Source organism: Ochrobactrum sp. MYb379 (assembly GCF_037479515.1).
Lineage (GTDB): Bacteria > Pseudomonadota > Alphaproteobacteria > Rhizobiales > Rhizobiaceae > Brucella.
Window position 1 is genome coordinate 335,377 of sequence record NZ_JBBGYW010000003.1, and the last position, 26,756, is coordinate 362,132.

Consider the following 26,756-nt stretch of genomic DNA (forward strand, 5'->3'; position numbering starts at 1 on the left):
CTGTATTTCCTTCAGATCAGGTTACGGATATGACGGTCGCGGCCATAGGCTGCCACCAGAAGAAGGATAAGCACACCAAGTGCAGACTGCACCATGGCATCCGAAAACCCCATACCGATCAGGAATGTGCGCAGTTCCATCAACATGATAGCGCCTGCAACGGTACCGACAAAACCGCCTCGGCCGCCAATTAATGCCGTTCCGCCAATCACTACCGCTGATACTGTCTGAAACAGATAGGGTGTGCCAACCGTCGCACTTGATGATCCGGTAAAGCCGAGCAGCAAAATGCCGGCAAGCGCTGCAAACATAGCACTCAAGCCAAACGTGATCGCCCAGATCGCCACAGGCCTGATCAGCGCAATTTCTGCGGCCTTGATGTTAGAGCCAAGCGCATAAAGCTTGCGGCCATAAATCGTGCGCCGCAACACAAAAACTGTGCCAATAGTCAGGAAGAGGGTGAACGGGATCAACCATGGAAACGGTAAAGGTCCGATGCTGCCACCTAATGATACAAAGTCATTGATGAAGGCAGGAGCCGAGCCGGTCGGCAACCCGCGTGTCCATATCTGAACACCCGCCTGAACCATTGTGCCAACGCCCAAAGTTACGATCAAGGGATGAATGGAAAGTGCGGCTGACAATGCGCCCGAAAACGCGCCAATCAGACCCGCTGATACAAGCACGATCACCCCTGCCATCAGCGGCGACATTCCATCACCATAGAGGCTTGCAAAGACCACATTAGCAAAGCCAATGACAAAAGGGATCGAAAGATCGATACCGCCAAGGATCATCACCAGCGTCTGACCGAGCGCTGCAATAGCCAGCAGCGATGCCAGAACCAGCATGGCGCGGATGGAAAACAAGCTGGCAAAGCCGGGAATGAGGGCTGCACCGAGAAGGAAAACAAGAACAACCCCGATGAAGGCGACCAGCGCACGATTGGTAGCTAAGGCTTTAATCATGGCTGCGCCACCTTGCGTCGGAAATAAAGTTTCAGTTTTTCAGAGTTGAGGCACACAGCCAGAACAAGAACTGCGCCATAGACGGCTTGAAGAACGAAAGTAGATACATTGAACGCCGTCAACATGCTTTGCAGCAGGAAAATATCAGCTGCACCCAGAAATGCTGCTTTCAAACCACCAACACCACCAGCAAGGCTGACGCCGCCTAGTGCTACCGCAGCAATGGCAATCAGCGTATAGCCCGGTCCGATAATCGGATCGCCGGAGCCAATAAGAGCTGTCAGCGAGATTGCTGCCAAACCCGCAAAAAGGCCAGCCAGTACGTAAGCCATAAAGCGTACAAGCGGAACATTGACACCTGCAGTGTAGGCTGCGCGGTCTTCACTACCAACCGCCATCAGCGTTTCATAAAATGGCAGGCGTTTAATGCCGATCCAAATCAGAATGGCCGTGCCAACCGGTAGAATGGACCATGGACCTGCGAGGGCTGCAAACCATGCCGGAACTGAACCGGATGGTGACGGCAGGATGGTCAGCGCCAGCCCACCAAATATCAGATAAGTGCCAAGCGTCGCCACAATTGGCTGAATACGGATGATTGCCGCAAGCAGTCCGTTGAGTGCGCCCGCAAGAACGCCAAGCGCGATGGCTGCGGGTATGATAACAAAGGGGGAGGATATGCCTCCCTTGGTGATCAGCAACTGCACCAAAATAACATTGATCAATCCGACGAGCGGGCCAACAGAGATGTCAATCGAACCGCGCCCGGCGAGAAACGGAATTGTGATTGCAAGCGAAGTCAGCAGCAGTGGTGCTGCAAGCCCCAGAACTGCGCCCCAGTTTGACGGTGCAAAGCGCACCGGATTGAGCACGATATTAACAACTAGCAGAATGACAAAGAGGATTGTGGCCAGTCGCGTTTCCTGCCCGCCAGAGAACAGACGTTGCAAAAAACCTGATTGATTGGATGTGCTCATAGCGCCACCTCATCCTGTCCGAACATGGCCGCAAGAACACCTGACATCGACATTTCAGATTTGCCTATTGTTTTTGAGCATTCAAAATCACGAAACACCGAAACACTGTCGCAGATTTGCAAAATTTCCTCGATTTCACTCGACAGGATCACAAGCGCAATGCCTTCTTCACGAGCAAGCTTGCGAAATGCTTCATAGAATTTCATGCGCGTATTTAGATCGACGCCGCGGGTTGGGTCATTAAGCAGCATCACACGCGGGTTCAGCGCCAAAAGCCTTGCAAGCAAAACCTTCTGCTGATTGCCACCGCTCAATGCCGTAATTGGCGCATCCATGGCCGGATAGCGGATCGACAGAAATTCCGTATAGCGCTGCAATTCTTCTTTTTGCTTGCGGCGATTGAGTATACCGCCCCACGAAAAACGCGGCATAGAAGGCATGCCGAAATTATCAAGTACGGAAAGCACCGGGAAAATGCCGGTCGCGCGTCTGTCGCGCGGAAGGTAAACAACCCCACGCTTTGCTGCATCATGATGATTACGATAGGCTTGGCGCTCGCCTGACCTGCCAACTACTTCGACTGAGGATTGGCGCGGCTGACTAAAACCCGCCAGTGCAAGCAAAAACTGCTCCTGTCCGTGGCCTTCCAATCCTGCAAGCCCGGTGATTTCGCCAGCGCGGATCGTGCCGGACAGAGCTTTGCGCCCCGGCGCCAGCACAAGGTTTTCGTAGCTAAGAATAGTCTGATTATTCGACATGGAGATGAGCCTCCGGTGCCATGAGTTCAAGAAGGATCTGACTGTTGATCTGATGTCGGTCAAGCGTATCGACAATCTGCCCGCTTCGCAGAACCGTAACCTGATCGGAAAGACGCTTCACCTCTTCAAGACGATGCGAAATGAAGATCACAATGTTACCCGACTTTGCATAATCTTCGATTGTCTCAAAAACCAGATCACGATCTGCATAATCAAGCGCAGCAGTGGCTTCATCCAGAAGCAGGATCGAGGGACGGCTAATGAAAGCCCGCGCAATGACAACCAACTGTTGAGCCGCAAGCGACAAGCTGCCAGCAGGAACATGAAGATCAATTGGAAAGCGGGCAATCTTCGACAAAACCGCTTGAGACGCCTTTTCACGCACGACTTTGCTGACTTTGCGAGAAAGCAATCCATCAAAGCCCAAGAAAATATTTTCAACAACCGAACGATGCGGCGCGATCAGCACTTCCTGAAAGACTGTGGCGAGACCAAGCGCTTTCATTTCTGCCGGGGAGTTGGCGGCAATTGTTTTATCGTTAAGAACGACGCGTCCATGCGTAGGAGCCACTACACCTGACAGAATTTTGAGCATTGTGCTTTTGCCAGAACCATTCTCACCCAGAATGGTGTGAACCCCATAGCGAAAATCGACGTTAGCACCCGTTAACGCAACAGTTTCGCCATATCGCTTTTCGAGGTTTTCGATCCTTAATGATTTGACTGGCGCATGCGTGATCGGCGGCAGACCAGCCTCCGCAAGCAGCCTGTGCATATGGGATGTGCCGATTAGGTTAAGATCAGGCTCGGGCATAATGGAATGACTTTCCGCAGGCAGAAAATGAAAACCATTGCCAGAAACTCTGGCAATGGTTGTATTTGCACAAGCTACTTACTTGGCGCAGGACGCTGGTACTTTTGCGAAATCATAAAGTGCGGTTGCACTTCCATTCGAGAAGTAGCCATTCAGCAATTCTTCGGGGAACGGGTCCTGCGGCGGGATCGGGAAGATGGCAGCCGAATCCGGCTTCATGCAGTCCTTGTACCAGTTTGGTAGGTCAACTTGAGTCACGAGCGGCATCGGCGCAATGATCGTGTTTACGAGCGGCTTCTGGCCTTCAAGAACACGCAGCGCAACGCGGAATGCATTCTGTGCTGCGACATGCGGTGAGACCTCACCACCATAGAACTTGAATGAGTCCTGATTGGCATTCCAATAGCCGAGCGCATCCCCCGAAATGGAGCCTGCAATCAGTGGTAACGGACGCCCCGCCTGCTGGAAGGCTTCAGCAATAAAGCGCGCTTCACTGCCTGTGGACCAGACCGCATCAATCTGCTGCGGCGTGGTTGCGAGTGCCTGAAGCACAGCAGACTTGGTTGTCGTGCCAGTCCATTCGCCACTTACCTTGCGGGCGATTTTAAGGTTTCCGGCTTCTTCGACAGCCTTTTCAAGGCCGGCATTTTCCTGCTGCACAAGCGGATGGCCGGAAATACCTTCAACCTGAAGGATCGTGCCGCCATCTTTGAGGGCTTCGGCAATGCCTTTGCCCATCTGGTAGCCCCAGAGGTTTTGGTTATGCATGACATTAATGGCATTTGGCGTTGTAACAGAACCAGCCGATGTGATGACCGGAATCCCAGCCTTATAAGCATCATCGATCACTGCATTTAAAGCAGTCGAGGAACCGGCAATTGTCGTAATGACATTACAACCCTGTTCAATGAAGGCACGCATTTGCGAAATCTGCTGTGTCGCATCGCCATTGGAATCTGACACGACATATTCCGACACATCACCTGCGGCGATAGCACCATCCACGAGGCGCTTGAGTTCGTCATTGAAAGTTACACGCCACGGATTGCCCATATAGGATTCCGAGTGACACCAGCGCCAAGGCTTAGCAGGGGCTTTAAAGTCGCCATAAGTGGATGGCCCAACTTCAACCACATCGGTGTAAAACGCCTGAATTTCGGTCGGTAACGTGCCCAGCAATGCTGCACGATCCTGACTTTGCGCTGGAGCGCTCAATGCGGAAGCCGACAAAATTGCAAGAGTAAGAGCTTTCAGGCCAACGCCTGAGCGTGTCAAAAACATTTGATTTCCTCCAATGTGAACCCCTCCGTTCACTTATGAAGAAATTATTCACATATACCATCAAACGTCAAATGAAAAATGTGAGCGCTCACTATTGTTCAACCATCTTCTAAGACGAGACAATTTCTTATAAATTGAAAAAAGGAAAAGCTCTCGGTTTAGCGTTATACATCAAGCCATTTCGGGCACGATTTTCTGCTGTGAAAACCCATAAATGGAGGCCTTGCCGCCATCATCCCAACATAACGATGATACGATCGCGGCTATTACCTAACCGTCATTATAAAGACGTCCCTCGCCCTGCATCTGATAAATGGGTGCGTTCATTTTAGCCCGCAAACCAGCAGAAGTGTAATCAATCTCGACGTTACCAGTTCCCATAAGGCCCATTCTGATAAGCTTAGATCCGAAGCCAATCCTATCCGGCTTTGATATTGCCGGACCACCTGTTTCACGCCAGTTTAAAAATAGCGTAGCAATTCCATTGTGATCCATTGTATTCCAGCTAATCGAAACTCGACCCGTTTCATTGGACAACGAGCCATATTTGATAGCGTTTGTGGAAAGTTCGTGGATCAACAACGACGTTGAACTTGCAGCTTTGGGTCCGATAAAAATATCGGCACCGTCAATATCAACGCGATCATCAACGCCAAGCGCCGTGGTGATTTCGCCAATGATCCGCGCGAATGATCCGCTTGAGCTTTTACCAAACTGCAGCACATTATGCGCGCTGCTCAATGCGAACAACCGCCGGGAGAAAGAGCTGAGCTCATCTTCGTTATCCCGGCTTTTAAAGGTCTGGCTAGCAATAGCCCCTACAATGCTAAAAGTATTCTTGATGCGGTGTGCAAGCTCAGCATTCATAATCTGAGCGTTCTTCTCGGCTTCGACTTTGCCTGTCGTTTCAATAACAGTATCCATCATGCCGCCAACACTGCCGTCTTCGTCCAAAATAGGACTATAGCAGAATGTATAATAGCACTGCTCGCTAAAGCCAGAACGATTGATGAGCAGCGGAAAGTCTTCGATAAAAGTCGCCTCGCCGCGCATTGCCTTCTCGGCAATTGGTCCAATATCATTCCAAACTTCAGACCATATTTCATTGAATGGCTTACCCATACAATTCTGCTTGTCGCGAAGAATAGGCTTAAAAGCATCGTTATAAAGGGTAATGAATTTCGGACCCCAAACAATCGCCTTTGGAAAACGGGACGCCATCATCATTTGAACGGCAGTCCTGAGTGGACGAGGCCAGGTTTCCGGCGCTCCAAGAGGATTGCGCGACCAGTCTATGCTTCTGATTTCCGCGACAGCTTCTCCCAATCTCGGGATGAAGAAAAAACTATCTTCCAATTTTAAGCACCCTATCGATTAGCAAACGTGCTCGAAAGCGCCAAAAAGCAAAGGTTGTGCCTTGGGAAAGTGGCGAAGCAAGAAATCAATAGCATATCGAAATTCTATTGATAACCAACGATCATCACACTTATTCGTTTTGTGCTTGCAGCAAACCTATTCCTTAACCGGCTTTTGTTCGGCGGTTTTATCAGGCTGGATATAAAGCGTTTCAGACGAGAAGGCGAAATCGGCTCCGTGAGCATGAACTATATCAATGATCCTGAGATAAACCTCTTGCTGGGCATCGAGCCATTCGGCCCAGCGCGTGGTTTTGGTAAAGCAATAAACCATGATATTGAGCGAAGAGTCCGCAAAGGCGTTAAAATAGACCAACAGGCTTTGCGTTTGGTCTATTTTATCATTGGCTTTGAGCATCGACCTTATGTCGTCGATTACGCCAGAAACTTTATCGCCGTCTTCATAGCGCAAGCCAATAGTGGTATTGATACGTCGGTTGGTCATCCGTCCCGGATTTTCAACGCTGATGGTCGAGAATGCGGCATTAGGCACATAAAGCGGGCGATTATCAAAGGTCTTAATCTTTGTCAGCCGCCAGCCGATCTCAACAACTGTACCTTCAATGTTTCGATCAGGCGAACTTATCCAGTCACCGATGCTAAACGGTCTATCGAAATAAAGCATCACCCCAGAGAAGAGGTTACTGAGTACATCTTTTCCGGCAACACCGATCGCGATGCCACCGATACCGCCAAAAGCAAGCAAACCTGAAAGGCCTATCCCAAATTGCTCGCCAAAGAGCAGCATAATAAAGAGAAATAGCGCAAGCTTTAAAATACGAGCGACCATACGCGCAGACGTCACATCATTTCCACGTTCAATCTGGCTGTGCGTGAGGCGATTAATCAACTGGAATAGCTGCTGCATGGCAATCAATGCCATGACGAAAGTTGATACCGTGTTGATAACTTCGGGCGTAATCGCTGTTATCTTATAGTCAATAAGCAGCATATAAGCGACTTGCCTGAACGTCATAATCAGTCCAAACATCGCTACAACGAAGGTCAGGTGAGCTAAAATATTTCTGGACCAGCCTTTTTTGTGTCGTATCAGAAACCAGAACACAAAGGCGGCAATCGCAAAAAGCAGAATAATTCCTGCTGCTATCCAGTATTTTGCCATTTTACCCCGCCCTTAGCCAGCCTTCATTGCCCTGCTGAAACTCCCGGCAAGCTCGCAACAGCACTCGAACTTGATGTCAAAGCCCCGGTGAAGAATGCCAGATTAGCAGCCGCGATCAGTGAGGCAGCACGTGCATCTGTTTGCGCCAGTTTTGCATCAAGCAACGCATTGTTGGCTTCATTGACGATCGTAATCGTACCAAGCCCATTCTTATAAGATTCAAGCGCCGCATCATATGCTGTGGCGGACGTCTGAACCAGAACGCCCGCAGCTTTGTTAGCAGCCAGAGACGTTTTAAGAAGATTGGATGCAAGAACGATTTCTGCAACCGCATCAAGCTGAACCTTACGGAACGTTTCAGTCGCGGCATTGCGTGTCGATTCAGCGCTTTTGAGCTGGGCCGCACGGAGCCCACTATCATAAAGCGGCATCGTGGCACCGATCAGAACACCCGCTCCAGATGACTGGTTGCCAATTGAGGGCAAGCTGCCAGCTTCAAAACGGTTGTTAGTGGAAGCAAGCGCGCCCGCTACAAAAACTTTCGGCATAAATTCGGCCTGAGCAACTTTTATGCCCGACTTGCTTGCCTGCAATGCCGCGTAACTGGCGACAACGTCAGGGCGTCGGGACAAGGCTGTCTCGACAGCCTGCTGTGTTATGCCTTCAAACTTAGCGGGCAGCGGCCTTTTCATCGAACTTTCAACATTGATGTTGAGCATGGCATTTACGCCCATCGACGCCAGAAGTGCCTGATAAATATTCTGCTGTTGCCCCTGCGATTTCACAAGCCGCAATTCAGATTGCGCAACCTGCTGCTTCGCAAGTGCCAACTCAACAGTTGTGGCGCGGCCTTCATTCAGCTTCGCCTGTACCGCAGCAAGAACGGCCTTGCTGTTACGCATGGTTTGTTCAGCAATCCGATGCCCGGCCACCGCCGCGCTATATTCATAGTAAGTGCGGGTAACATCAAAAATAACTTTCTGATGCATCGCATTAAAAGTGACATTGGCTGCAAAGGAGACTTGTTTTGCAGCATCCGCAAGCGCCGCGCGCTGACCAAAATCAAAAACCAGCCATTGTAATGCTACCGAAGGAGCGACGCCCTTCAAGGTCGTATTAACTGTACGTTCTCCTATCAGAGGAACATCAACTGGCGTACTTGTCTTTTGAACACCACCAATCACGTTCGCTGTGATTATGGGCAGCATCGTTGCCTCTACCATACCTACAGCAAGGGCAGCCTGACGTGCTTTTTCCCATGCATTTCTTGTGGTTGGATTGCTGCGCTGCGCAAGATCAATCAACTGCGCAAGATCATAAGACGAGCGCGTATCAACGGAGACTGGACTGGAAATGAGCGCCAGTTCAGGGTTGGATGGAATACTGAAATCTTTAGCACCTGTGGTATTTTCAGCAGGTGCATTTTTCCCCTGCGCAGGTTTCCAAGGCTGATCAGGGGACGCCGGAGCGAGCTTCAAGGCTTCAGTCGCACAGCCGCTCAGGGTAAGAGCAAAAATTGAAAATAGCGCAATGAATTTCAGCGTCGCAGGCTTTCTCATACCCTGCCGCCTGCCAAAAGTGCTTCCATATGCGCAAGATGCTGATCGATTTTAGTTGCCCCCTCGTGTTCTGCTTCCTCAGCAGAAACAGCCTGATCTTCTGGTGGAATTTCGCTCTGCATAACATCAGACTTTATGCGTGACGAGAGCGCGTTCAATCTCTCAACAGCATCGGGCATGACCTCACCAGAAAAGTAGACTTCCTTGTTCAGTGAAGCAAGCTCATCGACAAAGCCATCAAAGGTTTTTTCAAGCTTCTCTGAAGGACGAAGAGACGCAGGTTCGAACGGCAACAGATAAAAACAGTAACGAACATCGCTCAAAAGACGTTCTGTTTCAGCAACTGTGGCAATCATCTTGGGTCGTTCATCCGGTGTAGCAGATGCAATTTCAGCCAATTTTTTGGCTGCATCCGAAAGGCGCTGGCGGATAACGGTCACAACAGGCGCTGGCCATATCAGTGTAGAAACAAGATAAACGGCGAAGTTTCCGACCAGTACACCGACGATACGGTCGCGCGCCGAATCCATATCGGTTGTCGGACCAAAGCCTTGCAACACGGTCAACGCAAATGCGAGGCCGATCTGAACGCCGCCGTAAGAAACTTTTTCACTGCCTGCAGATACCCATGCGGCGAGAAGAGCGACAGCAAAGACTAGAACCATCAGTCCGCCAATAGTTTCCAGCTGCGGCATGAGGTAAATAATTGACGCAATTCCAATCGCAGCCCCAATCAGACAACCGGTGATACGCAATGCCAATTTGTGAATTGTATCGCCTGCGGTGCCAAGAGAGGCGACATAGCAGGTCACCATCGCCGTATGAATGCCCTGCCAATCAATTGCTGCGTAAAATACATAACATGCAATTGCCGCCAAAGTGGTTTTGAGAGCAAAGCGTTGATAAATAGGATTGGTAAAAGCATCAGCGGCAAAAAAGCTGTCACCCGCACCCTTTTTATAGTCTGTCTTCTCACGCCCCGATATATTGTTGAGCGCCTGCAAAATACCTGTCTCCTGCCTGTGGACCGAAGGCTCCGGCGACATTTCAGGCGGAGGAAGCGGTGCATCCCTATCCAACGCCTCAACGACTCTGTCGATTTGCCGAATATAATGTTTCCGGTTCTCATCCGGCGTATCCGCGGGAAGAGCAGCAGCGGCAAAAAGCAACTGATACGATGCAGGAATATCCGTTTGTATTCGAGCTAGTCTTTTTTGAGTTGTCTGATGCAGTATTTTAACAAGCATCGAACGTTTGTTCTCGTCGTCATTGGCTGCAGCTAGCTTTTCCCGCAGCCACGGATCCGTCAAGGGATTGATACTTGAAAGTGCATTACGGGCCACCAAAAGGCGCTCGCGCAGTTCATCACGCAACAGCGTAAGACTCCAGCGACCGAAAAACAGGCTGAAACCCGCAATGACAAACATGGGAAGAATGGCCATTTCCCATGCATAGCGCAAAGCAACAGAAATAACGCCATTGATCGGAACCTGACTAACAAGGCTCAAAATAAAGGCAATAATCAATGCGACGATACTGCCGCCCTCGCCGAGTTTGCTGGCAGCACCGAGGAAAATAAAAACGAATGAAACGAGGATCATAACGAGAATACGCAACAACGCAGATTCTATAGTCCACTGCAGTACAGGAACCATCAGCGCCACCAGAATGGTGATCGCAATAACCGCGGCAGTCGCAACAATCGTATTTTCCGCGCCGTCCGCCTTCATCAGAAAGATGACCAGGTAACAGCTAATTGCGGATTCCGGGATTTTGAATAGCATCGCAACGCCAGCAACAAGCGCGCAGACTGCTGCCACACGCCATGACGTTGCCATGCGGCCCGGAAAGGGTGCCAGGTCCGCTAGGGTTTCGCGGACTGCATCCCAAAGTCCGTATTTAGCAATCGTTGCCATTATGCACTGTCACAACGGCTGATGCGCCAGAGCGCGTCAACTCTGCCGGAGGGTCAATGAGCTTTACACGCACCGGAAAGCGCTGTGCTATGCGTACCCAATTTAAGTTTTTAGGCACATAGGGCAAACTACGCGGTATATTGATGAGATCTTCGGAAGAAACGCCCCAGCCAATACCCTCGACGCGGCCTTTTACCACGATGGAGCTATCGGCCAGAATTCTTACAGCGGCACAACTGCCTACCTTGATACCGCGAAGCTCTGTTTCAGGAAAGGTCGCCGATGCATACCAGCTCGACGTATCAATCAATGTAAATACAGACTGGCCGGGAGCTATGATCTGTCCGGTGCCATGGTTGGATCCTACGACCCTGCCATCATGGGGTGCCATGACGACTGCGTTGTCGAGATTATGCTGTGCCAGTGCGAGAGCAGCTTGGCGTGCACGCACCAATGCCTGTGCGCTGTCCAGCGTTCCCACGAGCGTTGTGGCGGCTTCAGCTTGTTTCACTGCCTGCGTCAAACTGATTTGAGCATCATTGCGCAACGTCTTTGCATCATCAACCTGCTGACGCGTGACATAGCCCTTCGGACTAAGCGCCTCTAAGCGTTTTAGCGTTGCTTCAGCCAGATCAAGATTCGTTCTGGCACGCACTACCTGCTGGTCGGCAATGATTGCATTTTGCGATTCAGCCTTTACCGCACGCCTTTGAGTATCAAGTGCTGCTTCAGCTATTGCGAGGTCTGCAGCGGTTTGGTCAACCAGTATTTGGAGAGGCACAGGGTCAATTGAAAAAAGCACATCGCCTTTTTTGACTGCCTGATTTTCTTCGACATTAATGGAAATGATTTTGCCGGGAACTGTCGCAGCAATATTAACAATATTAGCTCCGATGACAGCATCATCAGAAAGCGGGCTTTTGTCGGCTTCACGCAAATAAAGCCACGCCATAACGAAAGCGACGACGATCAATATGCCGGTGAGCAAAACACCGATGATGCTGAACTCTCTTTTACTATAGGCGTTCTTTTCCATACTCATCGACCATACACAAAAAGCGCGAGGCCGCAGGCAATCGCGATAACCATTGCGGTATAAGCTGTCAGGCGAAACGGAAGAATATCATCAAGACCAATGCGGATCAGAACAACCCGCACGAGAAGAGTGATAATTATCGCAATGAAAAGGCACAGCATCCATGATGGGAAATATGCGCCTAACAAAGAAAATGACGGACCTGACACCGACTAAAAGTCTCCGCTAAGTAGGCTGCGCACACCCCGCGTGTGGCAGATTCTTACTTCTCGCTTCATAGTTACGGGAACGTCAATATGCCTGCAAGCAGCAAATCCAACTTAAATTGATAATCGTATGGTCGGAACAAAAAAGAAAACAGAGTGCGATTTTAGATCAATGTTACTTCACAACGAACGATAGCTTGATGAATAACGAAGGACCAATGCATTCGAGTCCAAGGCTTTCATTCGCGGGATGACTGGCCCGCCAAAAAAGTATGGTTTACTTCTCAAACCGATCAATTCTGGTGCGATTACGCTCGTATCGATTTTCGACCGGAAACTCCGGTATCCAAGCCTCTCGTCGTATCGTCCAAAGCTCATAAGTGGGCTTGAACTGATCGGGCGCATCCAGCGATCCCAGATTGATTTCAACTTCATCGCCTGACTTTGAAAATACGGACGATCCGCAACTCGGGCAGAAATATCGCCCTTCATAACTGCTCGTTTCTCCCTCTATCACCACAGCGCTCTCCGGGAAAATCGCAGACGCATGAAACAATGCACCATGATGCTTACGGCAATCAAGGCAGTGACATACGCCAACACGGTAAGGATCGCCAGAAGCTTCAAATCTGACGCAACCACACAAGCAACCACCTGTAAATTTTTTCATGCCTGCCTTCCTCCGCGACCAGATCAACGGCTTTTATCATACTAAAAGATAATAACCGTTTGAAACGATTCAGTTCATCATGACTGTGTGGAGAAGTGTGCGGAAGTTGGAGGAGAACGTCCGCACATATCAGCAAAAATGCTGTTGGGAGGAACCCTATGTCAGTGCAATCAAGCGCCAAGGCCGGCGCACCTAAAATGACGCGTGAAGAAAAGAAGGTTATTTTCGCCTCTTCACTCGGTACCGTATTTGAATGGTATGATTTTTATCTTTACGGAACACTTGCTGCCTTTATTGGCGCCGCGTTCTTCAATGAATATCCAGAAACAACCCGTAATATCTTCGTTCTGCTCGCTTTCGCAGCAGGCTTTCTTGTGCGCCCGTTTGGCGCGCTCGTCTTCGGGCGTATCGGCGATCTCGTCGGCCGTAAATATACGTTTCTTGTGACTATCGTCATCATGGGCGCATCGACATTCCTCGTCGGTATTCTGCCCGGATCGGCAACGCTTGGTATCCTAGCACCTGCAATCCTGATCATCCTGCGCATGTTGCAGGGTCTGGCACTGGGTGGCGAATACGGCGGCGCTGCAACCTATGTTGCGGAACACGCACCAAACGGTCGTCGTGGTTTCTACACATCGTGGATTCAAACAACCGCAACGCTTGGTCTGTTCCTTTCTCTGATGGTTATTCTGAGCATTCAGAATGTCATGACCACAGAATCCTTCGCGGCATGGGGCTGGCGTATTCCATTCCTCGTTTCCATCGTTCTTCTGGGTATCTCTGTGTGGATTCGTCTGCAGATGAGCGAATCCCCAGCATTTAAGAAAATGAAGGAAGAAGGAAAGACATCCAAAGCACCGCTTACCGAAGCATTCGGCCAGTGGAAAAATGCAAAGATCGCCCTTATCGCTCTATTCGGCCTCACAATGGGTCAGGCTGTTGTCTGGTATAGCGGTCAGTTCTACGCTCTGTTCTTCTTGCAGAACGTGCTCAAGGTCGAAAACCAATCCGCCAATATCATGGTTGCGACAGCCCTTATTCTCGGCACGGGTTTCTTCGTCGTGTTCGGCTGGTTGTCGGATAAGATTGGCCGTAAGCCAATTATTATGGCTGGCTTGGCTCTTGCAGCAGTCACCTACTTCCCACTGTTCAAGGCACTCACACAAGCAGCCAACCCGGCACTTGCACATGCTGAGCAGACAATCCGTGCAACAGTAACGGCAGCACCAGGCGATTGTAACTTCCAGTTCAATGCAACAGGTACGGCCAAGTTCACCAGCTCTTGCGATATCGCAACCAGCTTCCTGTCGCGCAGTGCCGTGCCTTATGATGTTGTGACCGGCCCTGCTGGGCAGCCTGCGACTGTTAAGATCGGCGATTCAACAGTCACATCTTATGATGCTACTGCCGCCGGTGTGGACGCGAAAGCCGCTCAGGCCAAGCTGACCCACGACATCAATCTTTCTCTGCAAAAGGCCGGTTGGCCGCTGGTACGCAGCCCTGCAAAGGTTGCAGATTCAAAGCTTGATGCTTTCGTTGCTGCAAACCCAGAACTCGCTCTTGATGCCGGTGCCGTTCGTGCGGGTGAAAGTGCCACAATGACCAATGCGGAATTGGTCAAGGCAAACATCGTTACGCAGATCGAAGCAGATGCAGCAGGTGAGCCAAGTCAGGCTGTTTACACCATCCCGAATGCAGGCGCGTTCAAGATGGTTGCCGATCCGGCACAGATCAACTGGACCATGACAATCGCAATCCTAACCGTTCTCGTGATTTACGTGACAATGGTTTATGGTCCGATTGCCGCTATCCTAGTTGAAATGTTCCCAACCCGCATCCGTTATACCGGTATGTCACTGCCATACCACATTGGTAACGGCTGGTTCGGTGGACTTCTGCCAGCGACCGTGTTTGCAATGAGTGCTGCCAAAGGCGATATTTACTATGGTCTCTGGTATCCAATCATCATTGCAACTGTCACGCTCGTCATTGGTATCCTGTTCGTCAAAGAAACAAAGGATGTCGATCTCAACAAGGTCGAGTAGTCAGCATCACGATTGAAACAGAAACGCCGCTCCTTCGGGCGGCGTTTTCATTTGTTAGAACATTCAGCGATATTGCGCTTCAATTTCGATCAGTTTTTGCTTACGCCAAAGCCCGCCGCCATAGCCAGTCAGCGAACCATCAGCGCCAATGACCCGATGACACGGAATGATAATAGCAATTTGATTGGCTCCATTCGCACGCGCAACAGCGCGCACTGCGAGCGGCTTTTCGACAGCTCTTGCAATCTCACTATAGTTTCGCGTCTGCCCTGCCCTAATGTTTTGCAATTCGCGCCAGACATCACGCGTAAATTCACTTCCGTGCAACACAAGCGGCATATCGAACCTTGCAGAGCTACCGGCAAAGAAGGCATCAAGCTGTTGTTCGAGCACATCATGTGAAGGATACCGCCCAATGCCGATTGATCCATGACAGGCTTTGTAAAGCTTCTTCAACTCCTGCGGCAGAGCTTTTCGATCCGTAAACTCCAGCAAATGCAGAGCCGACTGATCGCAGACTGCAATCATCGTGCCGAGCGGCGTCTTGATCCAATCAGCGCGCAACAAGCCATCTTTTCGCAATTGTGCTGGTGGCATTCCAAGAATACGTGCGAAGGCATTGCGAAATGCATCGGGCGATTCAAAACCCGCATCGACTTGCGCATCGATAACGCGTTCACCCTGCGCCAGGGTCTGAAAGCCGTACCGCAATCGTTCCTGCCGAGCCATTTCGAGAAACGTAATTCCAAAGTGGCGTCTGAAACTACGCCGCACCGTTGACGGGTCAAATCCCATTCTCGCAACATCATCTTCGCTCCAGCGACGTTGCGGCTGAGCTTCAAGCGCTTTCAACAAAAGTTCAATCGAGGCATCCGCTTCAGCTGCAGGCTGCAATGGATGACATCGTTTGCAAGCGCGAAACCCATCCGCAATACATTCTGGAATAGATGCAAAAAATCGGCAGTTCTCTTTAAGCGGCTTCCTTGCCGGACAGGTAAGACGACAAAAAATTCCGGTCGACAGCACGCCAACATAGGCCTTGCCGTCATAAGCCGCATCGCGGGCAAGCAGAGCATCATACAAAGTGTTCAAATCTGGGAGCGTATTCAACATAGAAGCAACTCTTAACGTCTTGGCGCGAAATTGCAGCCGGAAATCGGGCGTCTATTTTTTGGTCGCAACCAATTTCGAGGCAAGATTTATTACTTTGACACGGTGGAGAAACTCGACATATCTATAATATAAATATTGATCAAAAACTGTTTGCAAACATGGATACGGGTGAAAGTTGCCTTCAGGAGTCGACACCGCAATCAGCGCTGCTGATGCTTTCTCTCATATGCGCATTATCAACGGCATGGGCATAAGCCTGTGTCTGTCACGGCTGCTTATTTTTGCATCAAAGTTCGTTCAACATCCCAATAAGCATAAAATATCCTACATGCATATTGGTTGGGTTTTTGTCGTTTTTCTTTGGATAATTCAATTCTGGTGGGACTATCTGTTTGAGAGCAGCACAAAGACTTACAATGTTTATACCTATGTTTTGGATTTGCTTTACGTCTTTGGCCTCTTTTTCATGTGCGTCACTCTAACTCCGGACGATATCAAAGAGTATGGAGATTATGAAAGATATTTCCTTTCACGAAAAACATGGCTGTTATCGCTTTTAATACTGCTCAATCTTATTGAGCTTTTACGCAGTGCAGGCCCCAGCATTTCTATCAATAACGAGGAATCTCCCCTGGGGGATTTCGTTTTCTTTGCGATTGAAACTGCAGTGATATTGCTGGCTATGAAGATCAAGAAAACAGGTTTTCAGTATTTCTTTATCGTATTGCTTATAGCGGCGGTGTTCGCAGATTTCACGATTCAACTCGACTGAATTTAAAAAAGCCGCTGCGCGATCTTCACACAGCGGCTTCTTTAATGAATATACAATCGGAATTTAGGCGGAAAGCGCCTTGAACTTTGCAAGGATTGCATCGCCCATCTCAGTCGTTCCGACCTTATTGGTACCTTCTGACCAAATGTCGGCAGTGCGCAGACCATCATCCAGAACGCCAGCAATTGCCGCTTCCAGACGATCAGCTTCATCGATCAGGTTGAACGAATAGCGCAGGCACATGGCAAGCGACGCAATCATTGCAATCGGATTGGCAACGCCCTGACCAGCAATATCCGGCGCCGAACCATGAACTGGCTCATAAAGCGCCTTACGCTTGCCAGTCACACCATCAGCTGCACCGAGCGAAGCCGATGGAAGCATACCGAGCGAGCCGGTCAACATCGCTGCAACATCAGAAAGCATGTCACCAAACAGATTGTCGGTGACGATCACGTCGAACTGCTTCGGCCAGCGAACGAGCTGCATACCGCCAGCATCCGCCAGCATATGCTCAAGCTCGACATCCGAATGCTTTTCCTTATGGCGAGCGGTGACGACCTGATTCCACAAGACGCCCGACTTCATCACATTGCGCTTTTCCATCGACGTAACTTTGTTGCGACGGGTGCGTGCCAGTTCAAAAGCCACATCGGAAATACGTTCGATTTCGTAGGTGTCATAGACCTGCGTATCGATACCGCGTTTCTGGCCATTGCCCAGATCAATAATTTCCTTCGGTTCGCCGAAATAAACACCGCCGGTCAGTTCGCGCAGGATCAGAATGTCGAGACCTTCGATCACTTCTGGCTTCAACGACGATGAATGTGCAAGCGCTGGATAGCAGATGGCCGGACGCAAATTGGCATAAAGTGCCAAATCCTTGCGAAGACGCAGAAGGCCAGCTTCCGGGCGCACTTCATAAGGAACGCTGTCCCACTTAGGGCCACCAACAGCGCCGAAAAGCACAGCATCGGCAGCAAGCGCCTTTTCCATGTCCGCATCGGAAATCGCCTGACCATGCGCATCATACGCCGAACCACCAACGAGGCCTTCGTCGGTTTCAAAACCGAGATTCAGACCCGAATTGAGGAAAGCGATAATCTTGCGGACTTCAGCCATTGCTTCAGGTCCGATACCGTCACCGGGCAGGAGGAGGAGTTTTCTGGATGCCATAATGCCAAGCCTCTGTTTTTTATCACATAATAGCGGCAGAAAAATCAAACTCCGCCATCATAATTTAAAGTTCCGCGAGGGTTATAGAACCCCCTTGCGCATCAGGCAACAATTGCCGTGCGAAATTTATGGAAAAGAACAGAGAATATATGGAAATTATATAACATCGCGGCCTAGCACCTCCCATTTGAAAAAGGCGGCTCTAAAAATGCGGGGATTATCTATTCAATGGGGCGCGCTTCCGAAGGAAGCATGATCGGAATACCACCACGAACTGGATACGCAAGCTTGGCTTTTTGCGAAATCAATTCGCTGTTTTCCGCATCATATTGAAGTGCCCCTTTGGTGAGTGGGCAAACAAGCAATTCGAGCAGCTTGACATCAAGATTGCCAGTATTTTCATTTGTCGTCATTGGTATTTCCTCGGCGCTTCATATTTTCACTACATGCTCATTGCAGTCGCGAACCATAGTCATCCTTGGCTTTCGCCAGCACCATTTCTGTAATCGCAATCAACGTCGCAGCGCGCGTTTTTAAATCCGCAGCTTCCAACAGCGCCTGCTTTTCAGCAGGACCAAACGGCGACATTATTGAAAGTGCATTCACCAGTGTGTCGTTGGCTGCGCGAGAGATACTATCCCAATCCGCCTCCAGATTATGCACTTCCAGATAATCCTTGAACGCACGCAAGAGCGCTTCGCGGTCAATCTCTCCAACATCATCCGCAGCCTCAAGATCAGCGAGAAATGGCGCAATCCTGCATTGGCGATAGGGCCTGCGGGAATGCACTTCCTCCAGAACACGAAACCGGCAAATACCTTGCAATGTGATCAACACACGGCCGTCGCCTGTCTCTGAATATGCGGTGATCCGGCCAAGACAACCGACCTGGCTCAATTCAGGTTTCACGGTCTCATCGAAATCATCACTGTCGTCTTCATCCTCGACATCATTAATGCGAGGCTGGATCATCGCGATAATCCGTTTGCCGGACAATGCGTCTTCGATCATCTCAAGATAGCGAGGTTCGAATATATTTAACGGCAGTTGGCCACCCGGCAGCAAAAGTGCGCCTTTAAGCGGAAATACCGGAACAAGCTCCGGAATATCCGAAGCTATCCGATAACGGGCATTGCCCACTTGCATAACTATCTCCTTTAAGAAAACAGAAGCGACGAAAGTTTGCGACGCGCACCCAACGTCGCCGGGTCCGCATTGCCCCACGCCTCAAAGAATTGTAGAAGCTGCTTGCGCGCACCATCATCATTCCAGCTACGGTCCGCCTTCATGACTGCCAGCAATTCATCAGCGGCCTCCACGCGTCGCCCCTGCGCATTTCGCACCTGCGCTAAATCATAACGAGCCTGAAAATCGTTGGGATCGGCCTGAATGCGACGCTCCAGCTCTATCGGATCACCGATCAGTTTTACCTGATCAGCAAGAGCCAGTTTTGTTTCGAGCGCACGGACTGGCGCAGCATCTTGCGTATCCGCTGGCAGGCTCGCCAATATTTCGCGGGCTTTCTCAGCATCGCCGGATTCAAGCAAGCACGTCGCCAAGCCGACAATTGCATCCACATTATCAGGTGCTACTTGTAGGATTGACGAGAAAATCTGCGCCGCCTGCACAAAGTCACCAGCGTCAACCAGTTCTTTCGCAGCCGTAACGGCTTCAGTTATTGCTGCTTCCTGATCACTTGGGCCGCTGATTTTCGCAATAAACTCTTTGACTTTGGAGTCTGGTAACGCGCCCATAAAGCCATCGGCAGGCTGCCCATTCACAAATGCAATGACGGCGGGGATTGATTGAATGCCAAGTTGACCGGCAATGGACGGATGGTCGTCGATGTTCATTTTGACGAGCTTGACCGCGCCTGCTGCCTCACGAACGGCATTTTCAATGATTGGTGTAAGTTGCTTGCAAGGGCCGCACCATGGCGCCCAGAAATCAACGAGAACTGGCTGATTGCGCGATTCTGCAATCACATCAGCCTGAAAAGTAGCAGTCGTTGTATCCTTGATGAGATCATTGCCGCCAACATTAGGAGTTGATGTTCCAAAAGACACATTCCCGGTCATTTGCCCACCCATCTGCGCGCTCGTATTCGAATAGGGATTGTTCTGGCTTGTCATCGGATATTCCTTACGTCTTTCAACCTGCATATAGGGCGGCAGCAACTTTGTTTCGACATATCAGTTTGTACTTGCAACAATCAATTTCAAGCAGCATTCCACTAAATTGCCCGCGCGTACTCTAGATCTAAAGAGACACCTTAGCATCTTCTGAAACAGCGAGAATACGTGCTTCATGGCCAGTGGAGGTCAGAAACCGTATCAGATCATCGCGCTTGATCGATGTTGTGGCTTCATTCGTCAAAGGATGGCCATTAATAATGTCGTTTTTCATAAGAGCCGCATCAAGGACAATCTGAACATTGTGATCAGTGTCGTTCACTGCGCCAAACACGGTCACGCCACCAGGCACCACGCCAAGGTACTCCATCAATTTCTCCGGCTTGCCAAAAGAAACACGGCTGGAAGCGCCAATAATCTGATGGATCGATTTGAGATCAACGACAGCGTCTTCATCTACAGTCACGAGAAAGAAATTGTCTTTTTTGTCTTTCAAAAACAGGTTCTTTGTGTGTCCACCGGGTATTTCACCACGCAGACCCTGTGAATCGGCAACAGTGAATAAAGGTGGATGCTCCACCGTACTAACCTCTATGTCGAGATTTTTCAGATAGTCGTGAAGTTCCGCCGACGTCATAGGCATAAGATATTACTTCCCAAATATGAGGCCAACTCAAAGCCCTTTATCAAAGCGTTTCGTACACTTAATCACACGCTCCAAAGAGGCAATAGTCAAATTATGCTCGTAGGGTATCGCGAATGCATTCGTATTTCTGCCGAATGGCTACAGCGTTATGCGGATGAATCGGAATGTGGATATAATTTAGCAATTATGAACGAACTGATTCACATCGGGTTCGAAAGAATTGGCGCTTCAAAAGCTTGAAGTACGATTTCCACAGCGACCATTGAATTATTTTATTCATAAATTACAATTAGTTATACATTTTTTTGACACTCATTTTACGAATACGGATTTTCCCTATTGCATTCCCCGAGGCGTTCAGCGATATAGCGCCTGCCTAACGGAAACGACTTCTCTCTCCGCAGAGAAGACTGGCGCGAGCGGGTGTAGCTCAGGGGTAGAGCACAACCTTGCCAAGGTTGGGGTCGAGGGTTCGAATCCCTTCGCCCGCTCCAGTTTTTCCGGTTAGCTAGGCATCAAAATCCCGGCTTTGTCCGGGATTTTTGCTTTTAGAAATTTGGATTATCGTAATATTAAACTGTCCACATTGCTTCACATTTTGAGATGGAAACAATAAAAATATAATGAGCTTCGACTGCAAACAGCTCAACACTGAAGTTTAAGAGATTGATTAATATTTGACTGCTTTTTATCCCGCCACAGCATTCAGATAATGGACGGCTAATTTTCCTAATTTATTCATGGTCAGCGGTAGTTTTTTGACAATGCTAGGGCCAAATTGTTACAAGTGATACAATGTATAGACTTTTTGTTAAGTTGTTGTAATAGCAATTGATATAGGCCCAACTAGGGACTCATGATAGTAATGATTCGAGTGTGTTGCTTTTCGTTTAGCAAACAGGGAAAAATACGTTTTTGGCCAGTATAAGACTTAGCTAAAATCTGCTTTTATTCTCTCTTGGAGAGAGACATAGGGTATAATTCATATGAATTTAAACTCTCAATGGCAAACGCTAGCTGGCCTGCCACGGTTGAGCAAACAGATAATTTTGCTCATAAGCGACTGCTTGCTTCTATTGCTCAGCGCCTACCTCGCGTTCGTTATGAGACTGGGTTTCGTTTTCGTTCCCTCTCACGCCCAGTTCTTTCTTATAATAATTGCCCCCCTATTAGGAATTCCCGTTTTCATTCGTTTCGGGCTCTACAGGGCAATAATCAGGTATCTTGCAGAACGCTCAATTTGGCCAATCTTCCAGGCGACTGCAATCGCCGCGCTATTTTGGGTCGCTCTCGTATTTCTAATGGAACTATATGGCAGTTCGGGGCTACCTCGTTCTGTACCACTGCTGTACTGGCTACTCAGCACGGTGCTGATCTCAGCCAGTCGATTTGGGGCAAAGTGGCTTCTACGCAATACTGGAGGTGGAAAAACATATTCCAGTTCGGCAATCATCGTAGGCGTTGGTGAACCGGGACGTCAGCTAGCTGCCGCTTTAAGAAGCCATAGCGACACACAAATAATTGGATTTGTTGACCCAAGCGGCATGCTGAACGGCATGGATATCACCGGACTTCGCGTCTATTCCACAAAACAGATACCGCAACTGATTGAAAATTACGGCATCAGACAAGTCATCATATCTGAACCGGAGTTAACTCAGGCTCAGCGGCAAGAATTTGCACGCGTCCTTAGCCCGTTACCGGTTAGCACGCGTATTCTTCCACCCATTGCTGACCTTACAACCGGAAAATACCTCGTCAGTTCATTACGTAATGTCGAAATTGATGATCTTCTCGGGCGCTCTCCGGTTCCACCTGATGCCACTATGCTACGCGAAGTGGTCGAAGGACGCCGTATTATGATCACTGGCGCGGGCGGCTCCATAGGTAGTCAGCTTTGCCAAATTATTGCGCAATGGAAACCAGATTCTATCGTCCTCTTTGAATCTAGTGAGTTTGCACTTTACCAAATTGAACGTCAGCTCCAACGAACCGCATCGTGTGAAATCGTACCCGTTTTGGGGTCAGTACAAGATAAAGATATCCTAGAAAACATCATCCGCTTACATCACGTTGATACCGTTTACCATTGTGCAGCCTACAAACATGTACCTCTTGTCGAGAAGAATGTGTTGATTGGCATCTGTAACAATGTCTTTGGAACGCTCAATGTGGCTTCGGCATGTTTTGCCACCGATGTTGAGCGCATGGTGCTTATCTCATCTGACAAAGCGGTTCGCCCCACAAATGTCATGGGTGCAACGAAACGCTGGGCTGAACTCATCGTGTATTATTACGGAATGCTAGCTGAACAAGCAGGTAAAAATACCTCTTTTTATTCTGTACGTTTCGGCAACGTTCTTGGGTCAAATGGCTCAGTTGTTCCATTATTTCGCGAGCAAATCGCCAATGGCGGGCCAGTAACTCTGACTCATGAAGATATGACGCGATATTTTATGTCGATCAAAGAGGCTGCCGAACTGATCGTGCAGTCTGGTGCGATTGCCGAAACAGGAGATACCGTCTTACTGGAAATGGGTGAGCCCGTAAAAGTCAGAGATCTCGCAGAAAACATGATTCTCCTTGCAGGACTTACAGTTCGCAACAGCGATAACCCACAAGGCGATATCGCAATTGAAGTCACCGGCATTCGCGAAGGTGAGAAGATGTATGAAGAGCTTTTTTACGACCCATCGCAGGCACGAACAACAAGACATCCAAAAATCATGCGTGCTCCTAAGGGTAAAAAAGCAGATGTAGATGTTATGCAAAGCTTAAATGAGCTACGTGCTGCTATGGACACAAATGATGTCACAGCCATTCGCAAAGTACTTTTTGATGTCATAGCTTTTTAAAGCGACCACGAAAATCCAGCAATAATAAAAGAACAGCAACAATCGCGACCATCAGGAATATTATCTGAGAGAGTAAGTGATTAAAATACAGCATTGAAGCGGCGCACATTATTAGAATAACGTTTAAAACTCCAACGTGCGAAACTACTTTAATAACACTCCATCCTGATCTTTTTGCCATCTGATACGCATGCTTGGAATGAGCTTTCAATACATTTTCCCTTGCTGCCAAACGCAGGAGAATTGTCGTTCCAGCATCAAAAACATAGTATAGTGGAAGAACGACTGCTACAGTTATGTGCGTTTCACGCGCCAACAACAATAAAGCTGTACCAGTCATTAACCCGAGAGGCAGACTACCGGAGTCACCTAAAAAAATACGTGCTGGTGGGCGGTTAAAAAACGAGAAGCCTAATAGACCTCCTGCGAGGATGGCTGCAAGCGCGCCACTTTCAACACCGGCAAAATGCAGTACAGTCAAAATAACAATACCTAGCAGCGGAATCCCCAAACCCGCCACCGTCATTAAGTCCAATCCATCCATAAAATTTGTTATATTGATTGCCGCAACAAGTGTAATGACAATCAAAATTGCTTCACACCAATGCGGAAGCAAATCCGGCAACAATCTATATTCCGGCCCCAAACCATAAAGAACCAAGCAGCTTGCGAGCAGTTGCGATCCAAAACGCAAATAGACGGGCAATTCAAACCGATCATCCAGCGCACCAACGGCCCATAACAATATGGATGCACCCGATAAAAAACTGACTAGCTCGACCGTGATTCCGAGGTCCGGCCCGAATGTAAACAGAGTGATGAGCGCTGCGGGAATAAGCGCAAGGCCACCAATTTGCTGCGCGGGTACATTATGATTTGATCGTGGATTGAAGCCTGCTGCGAGAAAAGATCTCGGCAACAAAACGGATAGAATATACAGCGAAGCACCACAGAGAATGGCGCTTGATACAAACGAGACGAACAGCAAAATCATTGGAATACCGGCGAAAAAATATCAATAAATCCGATTTAACATCTTTGCCGATATTGGCAAATCTCTTACTGCGAAATACGTCGCTAAGAATTCATTGTTTTCCTTTCTATGATTTTCGCTGAAAAGCGATCAATGTTTAGCTCAAATAGGGATTCCAACTCTTCGCCTTTGAGCAAAAAACTATACTATTCTGGTGATAATTGCCTTAATCTCACGCTCAAAGAAGTCTGAGAATGTCGCAATACGTGGCGGTAACTTCTGAAATGGCGGGTAATAGAGCGTCAACCAAAGCTGCGGCGGCGACCATTCCGGCAAGATGTGCACCAGGCGACCCGTGCGCAGATGTTCCGCCACAATAAAGGTCGGCAGCATTGCAACCCCTGCCCCACCAGCTGCCATATTGGCCAAAACTTCACCATTGTTCGCGCTGATCATGCGTCCCGCGGAGACATTGACGGTTGAGCTTCCATCCGACAAAGCCCAGTTTTCACGGCGGCTCTCGGAACTATAACCGAGACAGCCATCGGACGTCAGTTCGCTCGGATGTGCCACATCAACATATGACGTACCGGGAGCCGCGACCAAAATCCGCTTGATCTCAATGATCTTGCGCCAGATGGTGAATTTATCCGATGGTGCGCCGGAAATACGGATCGCCAGATCGAAATCCTGCTCAACAATATCAAGCATCTGGTCGGTCAGCGACAGCTCCACCTCAATCTTTGGGTAAAGCTCACGAAATGCGGAAAGAATTTGCGGCAGCACCTGCTGGCCGAGCGACATCGGCGCATTAATACGCAATCGCCCCTGATCGGCCTTATGCACATTCATGAGTTCATGCCGCGCTGCTTCCAGTGCATCGACTGCCGGTTCAATACGCGCTGCGAAGACTGCGCCATCGCTTGTCAATGAAACCTGCCGTGTTGTGCGGACAAAAAGCTGCACACCCAGTTCTTCCTCCAGTGCTGCAATTGTGCGGGTAACGGAGGCTGGCGTCATATCCAGCTCGCGTGCGACTTGCGCAAAATTTCGCTTCTCTGCCGCCAGAAGGAAAGTTTTCAGCGCTTTCAGTTCATTCATTTGATTATTGCACTCTGCGTAATAGATTAGCAATTACTGCGACAATTGTTATCAACTATCAAGTCTCTTAAATTCGGCTCAACAAGATTGCAAAGCGGTAATGCCGCAGAAAGGCAAATATCATGCTGAACCAGATTAAGGGCCTTCACCACGTCACTTCAATGGCCGCTGATGCGCGCCAGAACAACAGCTTCTTTACCGACACACTCGGCCTGCGTCGTGTAAAAAAGACCGTCAACTTCGACGAGCCAAGTGTTTACCACCTTTATTACGGCGATGAAGTCGGCACGCCCGGCTCGGTCATGACCTACTTTCCTTTCCCAAACATTGTTCGCGGCCGTCCAGGCGTTGGCGAAGTCGGTGAAACCGAATTCTCAGTGCCAAAGGGTTCCCTCGGCTTCTGGAAAGACCGCCTTGTTGCTAGAGGCGTAACCGGCCTTGAAGCTGACCGTGTATTCGGCTCCGAGCGCCTGCGTTTTCAGGGTCCGGATGGCGATGGTTTCGCGCTCGTCGAAATAGACGATGACAAGCGTGCACCGTGGATGAGCGCAGGTGTGTCTGAGGATGTCGCTATTCGTGGATTCAGCGGCGCACGTATGCGGCTTCACGATATAGATGCCAGTGCCGAACTGCTGAAGTTCATGGGTTATGAACGCGCTGAAACTGAAGGTAATGTCAGCCGCTTCATCATGCCGAATGGCAATGGTGCCGATACGATTGACCTTGAAGCCCTGCCTTCCGCTCAGGCTGCACGTCAGGGTGCTGGTTCTGTCCACCACATCGCCTTTGCGGTGCCAGATCGTGCTGCACAGCTTGAAGTACGCAAGGCACTTATGGACACGGGCTACCACGTTACGCCAGTGATCGACCGCGATTATTTCTGGGCGATCTACTTCCGCACGCCGGGTGGTGTGTTGTTTGAAGTGGCAACTAACGAGCCTGGCTTTGACCGCGATGAAGACACCGCGCATCTCGGCGAAGCACTCAAACTGCCAAACCGCTATGAAGCCTATCGTGATCGTATCGAAGCCAATCTCGAGCCTTTGGAAAGCGGTTCAATCTGATTGCCGCACTGGCTTTTCCCGCTTAGAGTTCATTCTGGAAAAAGATATCGTAAGTTTCAGAATGAACTTCCGCTTAGACTATTGTGCATGCGGTAGACAAATAGGTCTATGCACTTTAAATCGGTTTTAGCCATTCAACCTCCATCAGAAGAG

Annotated in this window: 24 protein-coding genes and 1 tRNA gene; 5 read left to right on the forward strand and 20 right to left on the reverse strand. The window is 49.4% G+C overall.

From position 1 onward, the window contains the following. Positions 1–11: 11 nt before the first annotated feature. The 12 genes from WH356_RS08820 to WH356_RS08875 all read right to left on the reverse strand — a co-directional run bounded on the left by WH356_RS08820 (position 12) and on the right by WH356_RS08875 (position 12,723). A complete protein-coding gene (locus WH356_RS08820; RefSeq protein ID WP_339509929.1) occupies positions 12–968 on the reverse strand; it encodes an ABC transporter permease in 957 nt (318 codons plus the stop codon). Next, positions 965–1,945: an ABC transporter permease gene (locus WH356_RS08825; protein ID WP_339509930.1), complete on the reverse strand. Its 981-nt coding sequence runs from the start codon at positions 1,943–1,945 to the stop codon at positions 965–967. Before WH356_RS08825 ends, WH356_RS08820 begins: the two co-directional genes overlap by 4 nt. Then, on the reverse strand, positions 1,942–2,703 hold the full coding sequence (locus WH356_RS08830) for an ATP-binding cassette domain-containing protein (RefSeq protein WP_339509931.1): 762 nt from the start codon (positions 2,701–2,703) through the stop codon (positions 1,942–1,944). The genes WH356_RS08825 and WH356_RS08830 overlap by 4 nt, the downstream gene beginning before the upstream one ends. Next, on the reverse strand, positions 2,693–3,517 hold the full coding sequence (locus WH356_RS08835) for an ATP-binding cassette domain-containing protein (RefSeq protein WP_339509932.1): 825 nt from the start codon (positions 3,515–3,517) through the stop codon (positions 2,693–2,695). The genes WH356_RS08830 and WH356_RS08835 overlap by 11 nt, the downstream gene beginning before the upstream one ends. Positions 3,518–3,595: 78 nt before the next feature. After that, complete coding sequence (locus WH356_RS08840; protein ID WP_339509933.1) at positions 3,596–4,798, reverse strand: substrate-binding domain-containing protein; 1,203 nt, start codon at positions 4,796–4,798, stop codon at positions 3,596–3,598. Between the two features lie 270 nt (positions 4,799–5,068). Beyond that, on the reverse strand, positions 5,069–6,025 hold the full coding sequence (locus WH356_RS08845) for an HWE histidine kinase domain-containing protein (protein WP_339509934.1): 957 nt from the start codon (positions 6,023–6,025) through the stop codon (positions 5,069–5,071). Between the two features lie 285 nt (positions 6,026–6,310). Continuing rightward, positions 6,311–7,336, reverse strand: coding sequence for a mechanosensitive ion channel family protein (locus WH356_RS08850; RefSeq protein ID WP_339509936.1), 1,026 nt, complete (start codon positions 7,334–7,336; stop codon positions 6,311–6,313). Positions 7,337–7,359: 23 nt separating this feature from the next. Then, a complete protein-coding gene (locus WH356_RS08855) occupies positions 7,360–8,895 on the reverse strand; it encodes a TolC family protein (RefSeq protein ID WP_339509937.1) in 1,536 nt (511 codons plus the stop codon). Further along, positions 8,892–10,811 (reverse strand): FUSC family protein, encoded by a 1,920-nt coding sequence (locus WH356_RS08860; protein WP_339509938.1) that lies wholly within the window; start codon positions 10,809–10,811, stop codon positions 8,892–8,894. The genes WH356_RS08855 and WH356_RS08860 overlap by 4 nt, the downstream gene beginning before the upstream one ends. Further along, positions 10,795–11,853, reverse strand: a complete 1,059-nt coding sequence (gene mdtN / locus WH356_RS08865) for a multidrug transporter subunit MdtN (RefSeq protein ID WP_339509939.1) — start codon at positions 11,851–11,853, stop codon at positions 10,795–10,797. Before mdtN ends, WH356_RS08860 begins: the two co-directional genes overlap by 17 nt. Continuing rightward, complete coding sequence (locus WH356_RS08870; RefSeq protein ID WP_310014795.1) at positions 11,850–12,056, reverse strand: YtcA family lipoprotein; 207 nt, start codon at positions 12,054–12,056, stop codon at positions 11,850–11,852. Before WH356_RS08870 ends, mdtN begins: the two co-directional genes overlap by 4 nt. Positions 12,057–12,330: 274 nt before the next feature. After that, the gene (locus tag WH356_RS08875) at positions 12,331–12,723 is read right to left on the reverse strand and encodes a GFA family protein (RefSeq protein ID WP_339509940.1); all 393 of its coding nucleotides are present in this window, start codon (positions 12,721–12,723) and stop codon (positions 12,331–12,333) included. Positions 12,724–12,881: 158 nt separating this feature from the next. Between WH356_RS08875 and WH356_RS08880 the strand changes: the two genes are divergently transcribed. Continuing rightward, complete coding sequence (locus WH356_RS08880) at positions 12,882–14,771, forward strand: MFS transporter (protein WP_339509941.1); 1,890 nt, start codon at positions 12,882–12,884, stop codon at positions 14,769–14,771. 63 nt (positions 14,772–14,834) lie between these two features. On the opposite strand, the gene WH356_RS08885 is transcribed toward WH356_RS08880, so the two are convergent. Beyond that, positions 14,835–15,884, reverse strand: coding sequence for a bifunctional transcriptional activator/DNA repair enzyme AdaA (locus WH356_RS08885; RefSeq protein WP_339509942.1), 1,050 nt, complete (start codon positions 15,882–15,884; stop codon positions 14,835–14,837). A gap of 175 nt (positions 15,885–16,059) precedes the next feature. Here WH356_RS08885 and WH356_RS08890 point away from each other — a divergent pair, with 175 nt between their 5' ends. Continuing rightward, positions 16,060–16,656, forward strand: a complete 597-nt coding sequence (locus WH356_RS08890; RefSeq protein WP_339509943.1) for a hypothetical protein — start codon at positions 16,060–16,062, stop codon at positions 16,654–16,656. Positions 16,657–16,719: 63 nt separating this feature from the next. On the opposite strand, the gene leuB is transcribed toward WH356_RS08890, so the two are convergent. The 5 genes from leuB to WH356_RS08915 form a co-directional block, all read right to left on the reverse strand. Next, entirely contained in the window at positions 16,720–17,832 is a 1,113-nt protein-coding gene (leuB, locus tag WH356_RS08895; RefSeq protein ID WP_339509944.1) for a 3-isopropylmalate dehydrogenase, read from the reverse strand. Positions 17,833–18,053: 221 nt separating this feature from the next. Continuing rightward, positions 18,054–18,245 carry a Trm112 family protein gene (locus WH356_RS08900; RefSeq protein WP_339509945.1) on the reverse strand — a complete coding sequence of 64 codons (192 nt, stop codon included), beginning with the start codon at positions 18,243–18,245 and terminating at the stop codon, positions 18,054–18,056. Between the two features lie 37 nt (positions 18,246–18,282). Continuing rightward, entirely contained in the window at positions 18,283–18,978 is a 696-nt protein-coding gene (locus WH356_RS08905; protein WP_339509946.1) for an LON peptidase substrate-binding domain-containing protein, read from the reverse strand. Between the two features lie 11 nt (positions 18,979–18,989). After that, complete coding sequence (gene trxA, locus WH356_RS08910; protein WP_339509947.1) at positions 18,990–19,964, reverse strand: thioredoxin; 975 nt, start codon at positions 19,962–19,964, stop codon at positions 18,990–18,992. Between the two features lie 127 nt (positions 19,965–20,091). Further along, positions 20,092–20,607, reverse strand: coding sequence for a prolyl-tRNA synthetase associated domain-containing protein (locus tag WH356_RS08915; RefSeq protein ID WP_339509948.1), 516 nt, complete (start codon positions 20,605–20,607; stop codon positions 20,092–20,094). Between the two features lie 422 nt (positions 20,608–21,029). Between WH356_RS08915 and WH356_RS08920 the strand changes: the two genes are divergently transcribed. Next, positions 21,030–21,104 (forward strand) — tRNA-Gly (locus tag WH356_RS08920). Positions 21,105–21,596: 492 nt separating this feature from the next. Next, positions 21,597–23,465 carry a polysaccharide biosynthesis protein gene (locus WH356_RS08925; RefSeq protein ID WP_339509950.1) on the forward strand — a complete coding sequence of 623 codons (1,869 nt, stop codon included), beginning with the start codon at positions 21,597–21,599 and terminating at the stop codon, positions 23,463–23,465. On the opposite strand, the gene WH356_RS08930 is transcribed toward WH356_RS08925, so the two are convergent. Together WH356_RS08930 and WH356_RS08935 are read right to left on the reverse strand one after the other, a co-directional pair. Continuing rightward, positions 23,452–24,459: an MraY family glycosyltransferase gene (locus tag WH356_RS08930; RefSeq protein ID WP_339509951.1), complete on the reverse strand. Its 1,008-nt coding sequence runs from the start codon at positions 24,457–24,459 to the stop codon at positions 23,452–23,454. The two genes, WH356_RS08925 and WH356_RS08930, sit on opposite strands and share 14 nt — an antisense overlap. Positions 24,460–24,639: 180 nt before the next feature. Beyond that, positions 24,640–25,539 (reverse strand): LysR family transcriptional regulator, encoded by a 900-nt coding sequence (locus WH356_RS08935; RefSeq protein WP_339509952.1) that lies wholly within the window; start codon positions 25,537–25,539, stop codon positions 24,640–24,642. A 122-nt stretch (positions 25,540–25,661) separates the two neighbouring features. On the opposite strand from WH356_RS08935, the gene WH356_RS08940 reads away from it, so the two are divergent. Next, the gene (locus WH356_RS08940; RefSeq protein WP_339509953.1) at positions 25,662–26,603 is read left to right on the forward strand and encodes a VOC family protein; all 942 of its coding nucleotides are present in this window, start codon (positions 25,662–25,664) and stop codon (positions 26,601–26,603) included. Positions 26,604–26,756 lie beyond the last annotated feature (153 nt).